Annotated in this window: 12 protein-coding genes; 2 read left to right on the top strand and 10 right to left on the bottom strand. The window is 64.0% G+C overall.

The window, feature by feature from the left end:
- The first annotated feature begins 40 nt into the window (after positions 1-40).
- Positions 41-901 carry a hypothetical protein gene (locus tag FJ417_RS07325; protein ID WP_140782986.1) on the top strand — a complete coding sequence of 287 codons (861 nt, stop codon included), beginning with the start codon at positions 41-43 and terminating at the stop codon, positions 899-901.
- Between the two features lie 511 nt (positions 902-1,412).
- On the opposite strand, the gene ftsH is transcribed toward FJ417_RS07325, so the two are convergent.
- The 10 genes from ftsH to ybgC all read right to left on the bottom strand — a co-directional run bounded on the left by ftsH (position 1,413) and on the right by ybgC (position 11,853).
- Positions 1,413-3,347, bottom strand: a complete 1,935-nt coding sequence (gene ftsH / locus FJ417_RS07320; protein ID WP_140645850.1) for an ATP-dependent zinc metalloprotease FtsH — start codon at positions 3,345-3,347, stop codon at positions 1,413-1,415.
- Between the two features lie 105 nt (positions 3,348-3,452).
- A complete protein-coding gene (gene tilS, locus FJ417_RS07315; RefSeq protein ID WP_246687411.1) occupies positions 3,453-4,829 on the bottom strand; it encodes a tRNA lysidine(34) synthetase TilS in 1,377 nt (458 codons plus the stop codon).
- A complete protein-coding gene (ybgF, locus tag FJ417_RS07310; protein ID WP_140782985.1) occupies positions 4,823-5,989 on the bottom strand; it encodes a tol-pal system protein YbgF in 1,167 nt (388 codons plus the stop codon). Before ybgF ends, tilS begins: the two co-directional genes overlap by 7 nt.
- A gap of 210 nt (positions 5,990-6,199) precedes the next feature.
- Positions 6,200-6,706, bottom strand: coding sequence for a peptidoglycan-associated lipoprotein Pal (gene pal, locus FJ417_RS07305; protein WP_126080754.1), 507 nt, complete (start codon positions 6,704-6,706; stop codon positions 6,200-6,202).
- Positions 6,707-6,949: 243 nt separating this feature from the next.
- A complete protein-coding gene (locus tag FJ417_RS07300; protein WP_140704563.1) occupies positions 6,950-7,327 on the bottom strand; it encodes a four helix bundle protein in 378 nt (125 codons plus the stop codon).
- A 49-nt stretch (positions 7,328-7,376) separates the two neighbouring features.
- The gene (gene tolB, locus FJ417_RS07295; protein ID WP_226892221.1) at positions 7,377-8,663 is read right to left on the bottom strand and encodes a Tol-Pal system beta propeller repeat protein TolB; all 1,287 of its coding nucleotides are present in this window, start codon (positions 8,661-8,663) and stop codon (positions 7,377-7,379) included.
- 66 nt (positions 8,664-8,729) lie between these two features.
- Positions 8,730-9,884 (bottom strand): energy transducer TonB, encoded by a 1,155-nt coding sequence (locus FJ417_RS07290; protein ID WP_140782984.1) that lies wholly within the window; start codon positions 9,882-9,884, stop codon positions 8,730-8,732.
- 7 nt (positions 9,885-9,891) lie between these two features.
- Positions 9,892-10,350: a protein TolR gene (gene tolR, locus FJ417_RS07285; protein ID WP_140782983.1), complete on the bottom strand. Its 459-nt coding sequence runs from the start codon at positions 10,348-10,350 to the stop codon at positions 9,892-9,894.
- A 9-nt stretch (positions 10,351-10,359) separates the two neighbouring features.
- Positions 10,360-11,070 carry a protein TolQ gene (tolQ, locus tag FJ417_RS07280; RefSeq protein ID WP_140645855.1) on the bottom strand — a complete coding sequence of 237 codons (711 nt, stop codon included), beginning with the start codon at positions 11,068-11,070 and terminating at the stop codon, positions 10,360-10,362.
- A gap of 309 nt (positions 11,071-11,379) precedes the next feature.
- Entirely contained in the window at positions 11,380-11,853 is a 474-nt protein-coding gene (gene ybgC / locus FJ417_RS07275) for a tol-pal system-associated acyl-CoA thioesterase (RefSeq protein WP_140782982.1), read from the bottom strand.
- 131 nt (positions 11,854-11,984) lie between these two features.
- Here ybgC and FJ417_RS07270 point away from each other — a divergent pair, with 131 nt between their 5' ends.
- Complete coding sequence (locus tag FJ417_RS07270) at positions 11,985-13,235, top strand: cellulase family glycosylhydrolase (protein ID WP_140782981.1); 1,251 nt, start codon at positions 11,985-11,987, stop codon at positions 13,233-13,235.
- Positions 13,236-13,257: the final 22 nt, after the last annotated feature.

The raw sequence follows: 13,257 nt of genomic DNA, 5'->3' as shown, positions 1-13,257 counted from the left end.
CATAGGGACACTTATTGGCGGCAGCAAGGGAGAAAACGCCATGCTTATTCATAGACTTGCAGCTTTGACGGGTATCACCGTCGCAACCTTGTTCCTGGCGGCGCCGGCCAACGCGCTGACCATGGCCGAGTGCAGCACCAAGTATAACGCGGCCAAGGATGCGGGAACGCTCGCTGGCCAGACCTGGAACCAGTACCGCAAGGCGCAGTGCGGCAGCGACGCTTCCGCCGCCACCGACACCAAGGCGGCGACAGACGCCAAGGCGGCGACCGATACGAAGGCCGCCGACACCAAGCCCGCCAAGAAGACGAAGGCGGCCGCCGCCGCTACCGACGACGCCGCCAAGGGCCTGAGCTCCAAGGAATGCAGCGCCAAATACCAGGCTGCGAAATCCGCCGGCACGCTGAACGGCATGAAGTGGAACGACTTCCGCAAGGCCGAGTGCGGCGCCGGCGCAACCGCCGCGGCGGCAACCGCGCCCGCCAAGACGGCCAAGACCTCGACCGCGGCTGCCGACGGCGGCAAGGGCCTGAGCATGGCCGAATGCAGCACCAAGTACCAAGCTGCGAAAACGGCGAACACGCTCAAGGGCATGAAGTGGAACGACTTCCGCAAGGCCGAGTGTGGCGCGGGCGCCGACGATGACGACACCGTGCCGGCTCCGACGGAAGCCACCTACACCAGCGAGCCGGCGAAGCCGTCCGTCGCCGCGCCGAAGGGCGTCAGCTTCCCGAAGGCGATTTCGCCGAAATTCGCCACCGAGACCCCGGCCAAGGGCCGCATGCATACCTGCCTCGAGCAGTACTACGCCAACAAGGATGCCAACACGCTGAACGGCCTGAAGTGGATCCAGAAGGGCGGCGGCTTCTACAGCCTGTGCAATGCCAAGCTGAAGAGCTGATCGCTTAGTCTCTTCCAGAGAAAGGCCCGCGCATCGCAAAATGCGCGGGCCTTTTTGTTGGGTGGCTCACAAAGGTCATACCCACGCTACAAGGAGGCTCGCCGTCGGCTACGCGTCGAAGCAAAATTCTCAACCGTTGCAACGCCTTAGCATTACGGCATGGATTCCAGGGTCTGCGCGCGTCGCTCCGCTCCTTGCTCCGCCCTAGAATGACGACCGCAAAGTAGCGATCCTTCACCCTCTCTGCCGGACATCTCCTCCACAAAGGGAGAGGTTGGAAGCGCCCTTCGGCTACGGTCACGGCAAGCCGGTCAGACCCGAGGATGATGAAAAGAGGCCGGCGGGACAGCGCCCCTCTCTGCCCTGCCGGGCATCTCCCCCACAAGGGGGGAGATTGGCTGTCGCGCCGGGTTTCGCCAATCACCAGCCGCGCCAGCTAAACCTTTGGCGCTCCCAAAACGAAAACGCCGCGGTTTGATCCGCAGCGTTTGTTTGTATCGTCTACCGAACCTCAGCCCTGCGGCTGCGGTTCCATGCCGCCTTCGGGCTCGGGGCCCTTCTTGCGGCGGCCGCCGGTGCCGGCCTTCGGCACGGCCGAGCCGCGGCTGGGCGGAGTGTCGTCGCCGAGGTCGCGGGCGGGCTTGTTGCCGGCGATCAGCTGCTTGATCTCGTCGCCCGACAGCGTCTCGTATTCGAGCAGCCCTTCGGCGAGCGCGATCCATTCCTTCTTCTTCTTGGTCAGGATGGTCTTCGCGGTCGAATAGGCGTCGTCGATCAGCCGGCGCACCTCGGCGTCGATGATCTGGGCGGTCTCTTCCGAGATGTTCTGCGTGCGCGCCACCGAATGGCCGAGGAAGACCTCTTCCTGGTTGTCGCCATAGGCGACGTGGCCGAGCTTGTCGGAGAAGCCCCAGCGCGTGACCATGGCGCGTGCCAGCTTGGTCGCCTGCTCGATGTCGGAGGAGGCGCCGGAGGTGATGTTCTCCTTGCCGAACTTGAACTCCTCGGCGACGCGGCCGCCCATCATGATGGCGAGCCGCGAGACCATGTATTTGTAGCTCATAGAATAGCGGTCGCCTTCCGGCAGCTGCATGACCATGCCGAGCGCGCGGCCACGCGGGATGATCGTCGCCTTGTGCAGCGGATCGGCGGACGGCACGTTGAGCGCCAGGATCGCGTGGCCGGCCTCGTGATAGGCGGTGAGCTCCTTCTCGGCCTGCGTCATGGCCGACGAGCGGCGCTCGGCGCCCATCATGATCTTGTCCTTGGCGTCCTCGAACTCGGCCATGGTGACGAGCCGCTTGTTGCGGCGCGCCGCCATCAGCGCGGATTCGTTGACGAGGTTCATCAGATCGGCGCCGGAAAAGCCCGGCGTGCCGCGCGCAACCACCTTGAGGTCGACATTGGGCGCCAGCGGCACGTTGCGGACATGCACCTTGAGGATCTTCTCGCGTCCGACGATGTCGGGGTTCGGCACCACGACCTGGCGGTCGAAACGGCCGGGCCTCAGCAGCGCCGGGTCGAGCACGTCGGGCCGATTGGTGGCGGCGATAAGGATGATGCTTTCGTTGGATTCGAAACCGTCCATCTCGACCAGCAGCTGGTTCAGCGTCTGCTCGCGCTCGTCATTGCCGCCGCCGAGGCCAGCGCCGCGATGGCGGCCGACGGCATCGATTTCGTCGATGAAGATGATGCAGGGCGCGTTCTTCTTGGCCTGGTCGAACATGTCGCGCACACGCGATGCGCCGACGCCGACGAACATCTCGACGAAGTCCGAGCCGGAAATGGTGAAGAACGGCACGTTGGCTTCGCCGGCGACGGAGCGGGCGAGCAGCGTCTTGCCGGTGCCGGGCGGGCCGACCAAGAGCACGCCGCGCGGGATCTTGCCGCCGAGGCGCTGGAATTTCTGCGGATCGCGCAGGAATTCGACGATCTCTTCGAGATCCTCCTTGGCCTCGTCGACGCCGGCGACGTCCTGGAAGGTGACGCGGCCATGCGCCTCGGTCAAAAGCTTGGCCTTCGACTTGCCGAAGCCCATGGCGCGGCCGGAGCCTGATTGCATCTGGCGCATGAAGAATATCCATACGCCGAGGATCAGGATCATCGGCAGCCATGAGATCAGATAGCCGAACAGCGAGTTGGAGCCGTCGGTTTCGGGCTTGGCGGTGATGGTGACGTTCTTGTCCTGCAGCCTGGAGACCAGCGACGGGTCGCCGGGCGAGTAGGTCTGGAAGCCATTGGCGTTGTCCGTGTAGTTGCCGAAGATGCGGGCGCCGGCGATGGTCACGCTCTTGACCCGGCCGGACGCGACATCCTGCAGGAACTGCGAATAGGCGATATCCGTCGTGGCACCGCGCGTCTGGGGCGTCTGGAAAAGATTGAACAGGGCGATGAGCAGGACCGCTATGATCGCCCAGAGCGCGAGGTTGCGATAATTCGGATTCATCTATTGTCCCGTTGGGGTTCCGCGTACGGACCCGCGATGATGGAGAAGCTTGGGCCTAACATAGGGAGAGCGCCTCCCCTTGCCAAGCAGAACAGCACGTATCGGTTAAGCTTTCGCCCACCCTCGGCCGCCATCATGGCCGTGGAATGGCGGCGCCGCCGGCGGCAGCGCGCCGACAAGGGCCGCGACGGCGGCGGCGGGCGCGAGATCGAAGGACGGCAGGAAGCGGGCGAAAGGGGCTACCACTGGGACCATCGAGATCGCCCGCGGGCCGGCATCGCCGCCAGTGAAATCAAGGCGTTCGTCTCCGGACCACAGCGCGGGCTCCGCGGCAAGCGCGGCGCGCGAAAGGCTTGGTGGAATATCCTCGCTCAAAGGCGCTTTCCTGACAGCGGCGGACCCCAGCGGCGCGATCACCAAGCCGCCCGGCCCGTCTTTCAAAGTGATGCGTCGCCGGTTGTCCCAAAGCTGGTTATCCGACGGCGGCAGAGCAGCGGGCAGGTTGCGGTTCTCGCGGCGCAGGAAAATGCCGGTTCGGCGCGCGTCGACCACCGTCCGCGACAATGTGGCGCAAAGCGGAGCCGACCGCAGGCGGAAAAGCAGCGCGGCGCAGCGCGCCTTGTCGGCGAGGAACGACATGCCGCCGACAGCGGCCAACAGGATGCGCAGCGCATAGAGGGCGGCTTGGCTATCCTCATGCTCGGTAAACTCGCGGTCGAGGCGGATGAGGCCCGGAACCGGCCTGTCGGCAAACGCGTCGATGAGCACGGCGGCGCGGCGGCCGATGTCGTGGCGCTCGAGAGCCGCCTGCTGCGACCGTGCCAACGCTTCCGCGATCCGCCGTTCGCCATCACCCTGCCCGAGCTTTGCCCGCACGCGCGGCCGCTCGAATCGGATATCGACATTGGTAGGGTCCTCGATCCAGCCGATGTCGCGAGCCCGCAGCATCTCGCGCAACACCCCGCGCCTGGTGCCTAGCAGCGGCCGGACGATCCATGTCCGCCAGTCGTGCAGCGTGGCGGGCGCCATGCCGGCCAGGCCCCGGCCTTCCTCGTCGCGGGCCTGCCGCATCAGCACCGTCTCGGCCTGGTCGTCGGCGGTATGGCCGGTCAGGATCAGCTTGATGCCTTCGGCGCCGGCCGCTTCGGCAAGCAGCCTGTAGCGCGCCTCGCGCGCGGCGGCCGGCAGACCGGTCGCCGGCTTGTCGCCGCGCCAGGGAAGAATGCGATGCGCGATGCCGCGCTCGGCGCAGAAACGGGCAACCTGCCGCGCCTCGACGGCCGAGCCTGGCCTTAGGCCATGATCGACGGTCACCGCGAGCAGCCTGGCGCCCGATGCGGTCCGATCGAAGTAATCCTTGAGGAGAATAAGCAGGGCGGTCGAGTCGCTGCCGCCGGACACGGCCGCAACGGCGCCGGTCGAAAAGTCTAGGTCGGAGAAAAGGTGGTCTGAAAGGTGAGTTTTGGTATCGGGCGTCAGCACGCCGCCAGCGCCTTTTCCTGCTTGATGCGTTCCTTGAGCGCGCCGGAAACATCGGGATAGCGCTTGCCGATCTCGCTGAAGGTGGCGCAGGCCACGTCGTTCTGCTTCAGGCCGACCAGCGAAACGCCGAGCTTGAGCAGCATGTCGGGCGCCTTCTTGGCCTTCGGGTATTCCTTGCTGGCGGCGAGGAATATCTCGGCCGCGTCACGGTATTTCTGCTGGCCGAGCAGCGACTCGCCCAGCCAGTAATGCGCATCCGCCGCCTTGGCGTCCTTGGGGAAGCGCGAGATATGATCGCGAAAACCCTGCTCGGCGGTCGGGTAATCGCCCGACAGGATGAACTGGTAGGAGTTGCGGTAGAGCTCGTCGGGATCGTTGGTCGACGGCAGCGCGGCAACTTGCGTGTCGCCGGCCTTGTTCTTCTTGGCCGGCGTCTCGGCGGAAGGAGCGCTTGCGGTGGCCGCCGGGGCTTCCGCCGGCGCGCCGGCCTGCGAACCGGTCTCGGCATTGACCACATTGCCGTTCTTGTCGACGGTGATGGTGCCGAAATTCTTCGGCGGCGCGCCGGTGATCAGCTTGCCGGGATCGCCGGTCTGCGATTCCACGATGACGTCGCCAACGCTTTTGCCGCCGTTTTGCGCGCCGGTGTCGGCCGGCGCCTGCGTCGCCGGAGCCTGGGCGACGCTGTTGTCGGTTCCGGCGTCGCCGGTGCCGGATTGACCGGTGCCGGTATCGCCGAGATTGGTGTTGCCGTCGTTGCTGTCCCCGTCCTGGGGCGCGGCTTCCGATTTCTTCTGCCCGGCCGGCTTGGCGCCTCCTTGCGAACCGCCTTCGAGCTGCTGGAAACGGAACTCATTGTCTTCCTGCTGCTTGCGCATCTGTTCCTGCATCTGCAGGATCTGGAAATTGAGCTCCTCGATCTTGCCGTTCATCTGGCGAAGCTGGTCCTCCAGACCAGTCATGCCAGCGCCGCCATCCTGCTGCGCGATCTGCGCCTGTTCCGGCTTCTTCTTGTCGCCGAAGATGCCAAGCGTCGGCAGACGGAAGGTGAACCCGCTGTCGGAGGCCCGCCCGGCACTGTCGGCCGAGGCGGCAAGGCTTGGGAGGCTTGATACGAGCAGCAGCGCAAGCGTGCCGCTCAGGACCGTTCTGAAATGCATTCTGTCTCTCGCGGTGGGTGTTGGCCTGATGCGCCTTTCCAAATCAAACAGTGGGAGAAAGCGCCCTCGCGCTCATAGCAGGACGCGAGACTTCGGCCAAATTTTGTTTCAATCCGTTGCAAATGAAAAAGGCGGCCCTGAGGCCGCCTTTCATTTTGGGATGTTGTATTTTTGTCGCCTGGGACGCCTGGCGCCCTTGGCGAAAATCGATCAGGAGCCGGCGCCGGAAAGCGTGGTGACGGCGCGGCGGTTCTGCGACCAGCAGGAGATGTCGTCGCAGACCGCGACCGGACGCTCCTTGCCGTAGGAGATCGTCTTCAAGCGGCCGGCGGAGACGCCCTTGGAGACCAGGAAGTCGCGCGTGGCGGCGGCGCGGCGGGCGCCCAGCGCCAGATTGTACTCACGCGTGCCGCGCTCGTCGGCATGGCCTTCGATGACGATCGCGTACTGGCGGTACTGGTTGAGCCACTGCGCCTGGCGGGCCAGCGTGGTCTGCGCATCGGCGCGGATCGACGAGGAATCGGTATCGAAGAAGATGCGGTCGCCGATGTTGACGGTGAAGTCCTGCGCCGAACCCGGCGTAGCGGCACCGGCACCGTTGAGGCCGAGATCGGCCGCGCTGTTCGGGGTCTTCTTCGAGGCGCAACCGGTAATGGCGAGAGCCGCCACCAGCGCGATCATGGCCGGGTTTCGGGTAAGTGCTGCGATACGGCCCATGCCGCCTCTCCTTCGCATTCGAGTGATTTCGTTGATCACCCAGTAACCACGTTTGGGTTAACCGGCATTCAAGAAACACGGTTAATGTTTGGTTTCGAGCCGCCGTCCGCGACCGCTTGGCCCCACGCTTTCCAAGGGGCGACATTGCGCGCGGACCCTAGGCGGAAATGCGGCTAAAACGCGACCGGGTTGTGAAAAAAGGGGAATTGAAGAATTGAGGAATTGAAGAATTGGCGAAAAGGGTCACTTCAATCTTTCCCTCAGATTCACCAGCATTCCATGGATGTGAGCATATGATTGCAGCCATTCGCTGCGCTGCGCTTGTGTGATGTAGTCAAGGTCGAACGCGTAAGAAATCCACGTTTCCATTTCGCTGCACGATCCCAGAGCCATCGAGATGAACCGCGCGAATTCGGGCCTGGAATGGGTCTGTTTGGCGAAGCCCTCAGCCAGATTGGCGCATATCGCCTTGCTGGATCGACGCATCTGATCAGCCAGCGCGTATTGCTCGATTTTCGGGAAAACGAGTGTGGCTTTATGGACGTCGAGGGAAACTGCATAAGCACGCCTATAGACCTCCAGATCCTTCGCGCGCTTGATGTAGCTACCCTCTTTCTCCATTCTTCAATTCTTCAATTTCTTCAGTTCTTCAATTCCTCTTTCTTCCCCCTCACTCCAAAAGCGGCGACCACGCCGGGTCCGACGCATAGTTCGCGGTCGGAATCTGCTGTTCGTTGCGGCCGGTGAGATCGACCGAGACCAGCTTGGGACCGCCGGCGGTGTCGCGGAAGAACATCAGCACGCGACCATTCGGCGCCCAGGTCGGACCCTCCTGCTGGAAGCCGGAGGACAGGATGCGCTCGCCCGAGCCGTCGGTCTTCATGACGCCGATCTGGAATTCGCCGCCGCTCTGCTTGGTGAAGGCGATGAGGTCGCCGCGCGGCGACCAGACGGGCGTCGAATAGACGCCGTCGCCGAAGGAGATGCGGTGCGGATTGGAGCCGTCCGCGCCCATGACGTAAATCTGCGAACGGCCGCTGCCGCCGCCGCGGTCGGAGGTGAAGACGATCTGCGAGCCGTCCGGCGAATAGGAAGGAGAAGTGTCGATCGCGGTCGAATCGGTGAGCCGCGTCGTCGAACGGCTCCTCAGATCCATGGCGAAGATGTTGGAATTGCCGTCGTCGCGCAGCAGGCTCATGATCACCTTCTGGCCGTCGGGCGAAAAGCGCGGCGCGAACGTCATGCCGGGGAAGTTGCCCACCAGCTCGCGCTGTCCGGTCTCGATCTGCAGCAGATAGACCTTCGGCTGCCCGCTTTCATAGGACATGTAGGTGATTTCCTGCCGGTTCGGCGAGAAGCGCGGCGTCAGAACGATCGCGCGGCCGTCCGACAGGTAGCGCACATTGGCGCCGTCCTGGTCCATGATGGCGAGCCGCTTCTTGCGGGCGTTCTTGGCGCCGGACTCGTCGACGAAGACGACGCGGGTGTCGAAATAACCCTTTTCGCCGGTGATCTTCTCATAGATCGCATCGGCGATGATGTGCGCGACACGGCGTTGGTTGGCGTCGTTGGCGAAAAACTGCTCGCCGGCCAACTGCTGATTGCCGAAAATATCCCACAGCCGGTACTGGGCGCGAATGCGGCCATCCGCCTCCTTGCTCACGCTGCCGGTCACCAGCGCCTGCGCATTGATGACCTTCCAGTCGTCGAAACGAGGCTGGGCATCCGGATTCGTGATCTTTTCGACAAAGGCGGCCTTGTCGATCGGCGCGAACAGCCCTGACCGCTTCAGGTCGGCTGCGACGATCTCCGATATCTGCGGTCCAAGCCCTCCCTGAAAGTCAGGGATGGCGATCGGCATCGGCTCGACATTGCCTTTGTTGACGTTGAGCTCGAGGGTTGCTCGGGCAGGCAAGGTGACGGCAGCATTTATGCCCATCGCCATCGCGGCGACCATCAGGAGCGGCTTGAGGATGGATTGCATGTCTTCTCGCTTCTCTTGCTGATTTCTCGGACGCTCAGGCTAAAGACCGAGCATCGCTCTCGGGTCGAAGTTGACGCGAACGTCGGACCATATGTCTTGCTTCCCGGCGGGAACCTGCAGTCCGGCGACGTCGCATTTCTGCACGGCGCGAACCGCGCTGGCGTCGAACTGAGGGTTGCCGCTTGACTTCTCAACGGTCGGGCGGCCCTCCAGCTTGCCGGAGGCATTCAGGTTGAAACGGATGACCACGGTGAAGTTCTCGGAACCTTCGAGGCCCACCGGAAGGGTCCAGCAACCACCGAGTTGATCCTCCAACGCCCCCTGCTCCGACTTGGAGAGCTTCTGGCCCTGGTCCTTTTCGCCGCCGAGCGAGGCCTGCTGGGTCGAGCGCTTGGCGCCGCCGCCGGACGGCTTCTGCTTATCGAGCAGGGCCGTTATCTCGTCGGCGTTGAACTGCTTCTCGTCTGACTTCGGCTTCGAGGAAGCCTCCTTGACCGGCTTTTCCGCATCCTTGCGATCCGGCGCCTTGGCGCTCTCGGCCTGGGCCGGCTGGGGCTTCGGCCGCGCTTCCGGCGCCGGCGCGGAATCCGGAAGCTTTGCCTCTTCCGTCGGCTGATCCTGCGAGATCGCCTCTGCGACGGCGTCGGGCTTGACCTCTTCCTTTTGGATGGCCGCGGTCTTGTCCGGCTGCGGCGCGGGCGTCGGTTCCTTGGCCGGCGTCGGCTTCGGTTCCGTCTGCTTGACCGGCTCGGGCTTGACTTCTTCCTTCGGCGTCGGCGTCGGGGCTACCTCGGTCGCCGGCGTCGGCTTCGGCTTCTCCTGCGGCTTCTGCACGTCCTCGACCGCGGGCTTCTCGGTCGGCGTCGGCGCGGGCGGCGGCGCCGCTGTCTTCTCGACCGGCTTGGGCTTGGCTTCGTCCGTCACCGGCTTGTCGGTATCGACGGTGTTCTCGCCGACCTTCTGGGCGTCGGGCACGACATCGGGACGCTTGGTCGGCAGCGGCGCCGGCTTGTCATGCATGACCGCCTTCTTGTCGCCCTGCAGCGTCTGTGCCACGGCTTCCATCGGCACGATGTCGACCGCCACCGACTCCACGTCGCTGGCAGGCATGGCCGGCGGCGACGACAGCGTGAACAGCCCGAAGGCCAGCACCACCGCATGCAGTATCACCGAAGAGGTGAGGCCGGTCCGCATTTGGCGTCTACTGATCCTGTTCCTGCAGCGAGACCAGGCCGATATTCTTGTAGCCGGCCGCCGAAATGCGAGCCATGACCTTCATCGCCGTGCCATAGTCGGTCGACTTGTCGCCGCGGATGAAGATGCGCTCGTCATAGCCGGTCTTGGAAATCGCCTGCAGCTTGGCCACCAGTTCCTCGATCGGAATCTCGGTCTCCTGCAGGAAAATCTTGCCCGCGGCGTCGATCGAAACGGTGATCGGCTGGGTGTCGACATTCATCGCCTTGGCCTGCGTGTCCGGCAGGTCGATCGGAACCCCGACGGTGAGCAGCGGCGCCGCGACCATGAAGATGATCAACAGCACCAGCATCACGTCGACCATCGGCGTGACGTTGATTTCGGATATCAGGGCATGGTGACGGCCACGCCGCCTATGGCCGCGCCCGCCTCGCCCCACGCCACCTGCGCCTGCAGACATCCCCATGATCGTTCCTCAGGTCTTCTGCGCTACTTTTTCATCGATTTGGCGCGAGAGTATGGCGGAGAACTCGTCCGCGAACCCTTCCATGCGCACGCCGAGTTTGTTCGCGTCCGATGACAGCTTGTTGTAGGCGATGACCGCGGGAATGGCCGCGAGCAGGCCGATCGCGGTCGCCAGCAGAGCCTCGGCGATACCCGGCGCCACCACCGAGAGGCTGGTGTTCTTCGAGGCGGCGATCGCCTGGAACGACGTCATGATGCCGATGACGGTGCCGAACAGCCCGATGAAGGGTGCGGCCGAGCCGGTGGTGGCGAGGAAGCCGAGGCGACCCTCCAGCTTCTCCATTTCACGCGTCAGCGCCAGGTCCATCGCCTTGTCGATGCGGGTCTGCAGCGCCAGCGCCGATTTCGCGCCCTTTTCGAAACTCTTCTTCCATTCGCGCATGGCGGCGACGAAGATCGCGCCCATGCCGGTGGTCTTGCGGTCGGCCAGCGTCCGATAGAGTTCTTCAAGCGATTGCCCGGACCAGAAGATCTGCTCGAAGCGGTTCAATGCCAACTTCATCCGGCCATAGGCGACGAGCTTGTCGATGATGATGGCCCAGGTCCAGATCGAGGCGCAGAGCAGGCCGATCATGACCAGCTTGACCACCCAGCCGGCCTGCATGAACAGCGCCCAGATCGATAAATGCGCTGCCGGATCGGCGAGTGCGATGTTTTCCATGACTTAAGTCCTTAAGATTATCCGGGCATCGCTGGCGGCTGGCCCATGGCATCCCTTTGGTCCGATCGCGCGAAGCGTGAAGCTTGCGGGCTACGCCCCGAATGCACCGTTTCGCGGCCTTTTCGAGGCAAATATTGGTGAAAGGAAGGCGCACGAATTGCGCCAATCTTCGCCAATTCCTTCATGAACCGTTATGGTTAAGGATGGGTTAGGACGTAAGGCGCGGCGCATTGCCGCGCATGGCTGCAGCCGTCCGGCCACAGGAGCCGTCTGGTTATCGGCTTCGAGATTGTGCCGGCAACCGAAGGGTCAGGCCTTGGCCCTTGGCATAAAGGCGGCGACCCACTCCTTCGGGAAACGCTTTGGCCGGCCGCTTTCGCCGACGATCGCCGCTTCGACCCTGGCCTCGACCAGCACATCGCCGCCGCGCTTCAATTGCTGGCCCATGAAGATGCGGGCGCCGGAAATGTCGTCGGTGCGCGTGTCGATGGTCAGGATATCGTCCATGCGCGCCGGCGAACGGAAGTCGATCTCCATGCGCCGGACCACCCAGACGATGCGCTCGCCATGCTTGCCGTCCAGGAGTTCGGTGTGATGGACGCCGGTCAGCCGCAGATAGTCGGAGCGCCCGCGTTCGAGGAATTCGAGATAGCGCGCATGATAGACGACGCCGGAGAAATCGGTGTCGGCATAGTAGACCCGGGCCATCAGCCGATGGCCGAAATCCATCAGCGCGCCGGAAAGCCCGGCGCTCAGCGCCGCCGATTCACCATGATCGTCCATCGCGCTTTCCTTTTCAGGCCCGAACAGGCACCTAAAGCCCTCGGGCCCTAGGCATTTTTTCTATGCGTGTCGTTATCCCAAAACCGCTGCACACTTTTGGGCGACACGCACTGTTTTCGCGCGCAAACGGGATGGCATTGTTGGGCACGATGATCAAGACCTTGATGGCGGCGCTGCTTGCGTTTGCCGCTTTGGCGTTGCCCGCCGGAGCGGCGACGTTCTCGATGAAACGCGGCCTCAATCTCGACCAGTGGGTGACCTGGCCGAACGAGGACAGATGGGGCGACCGCCAGATGATCCTGCCCTATCCGGAATGGCGCAAATTCCTCAACGAGGACGACCTCAAGGCGCTCAAGGATGCAGGCTTCGACTTCCTGCGCATGCCGGTCGATCCCGCGCCCTTTCTCTCGGATCAGACCGCGGCCCTTCGCGACGACCTCTATGGCAGCGTGCTGGACTCGGCGCGCATGGTCAACCGCGCCGGCCTCAAGGTGATCGTCGACCTGCATCTGATCCCCGCCGGCGGCAATCGCAAGATCGGCATGAGCGAGGTCATGCACGATCCGGCCGTCTTCGATGCCTATACCGAGCTGGTGCGCAAGATGGCGCGGACGCTGGCCAAGGAGGATCCGAAGCTTGTCGCGCTGGAATTGATGAATGAGCCGCTGGTCGATTGCGACGCGAGCGGCACCAATCTTTGGCCCGACCTGCAGAAGCGCTTGTTCGCCGCCGCGCGCGCCGCCGCCGCCCGGCTCACGCTGGTGTTGAGCGGCGGCTGCTATTCGAACGCGGAGTCGCTGGCCAGAATCGATCCCAGGACGATCGCCGATGACAACGTCATCTGGACCTTCCACTCCTACGATCCGTTTCTTCTGACGCATCAGGGCGCAAGCTGGGCCGGCGACTTCATCCCCTACGTCACCGGCCTGCCTTACCCGCTGACGGCCGTTCCGAAGGCGCAGTTGGGCATGACGCTGGACACGATCCGCGACCGGATCAAGGCCGAGGCGCCTTGGGCGCGGCGGAGCGGCCTGCTCGCCTATCTCGACGAGCAGGTGGCGACGATGGACAGCCCCGAAAAGCTGCTTGGCCTGATGGATGCGCCGTTCGCGATGGTCGACGCCTGGGCGAAGGCAAACGGCGTCAAGCCGCAGGACATCACGCTCGGCGAATTCGGCATGATCCGCCAGGAATACGGCAACGGCTTCGTCATGCCGGCCGCCTACCGCGCGGCCTATGTGCGCGACATGATCGCCCGCGCCGAGGCGCATGGCTTTTCCTGGTCGGTGTGGAGCTATGGCGGCGCCTTCGGCGTCGTCGACGCGTTCGACGGCGAGAAGGCGGAGCCGGACGTGATGAACGCCATCCGAGCGCTTCGGTAAGCTGAGCTAAAGCGCGTCGCGC

The organism is Mesorhizobium sp. B3-1-7 (assembly GCF_006439385.1).
In the GTDB taxonomy this organism is placed as follows: Bacteria; Pseudomonadota; Alphaproteobacteria; order Rhizobiales; family Rhizobiaceae; genus Mesorhizobium.
The sequence above is the reverse complement of the archived record's forward strand: the minus strand, read 5'-3'. Positions and strand labels throughout refer to the sequence as shown.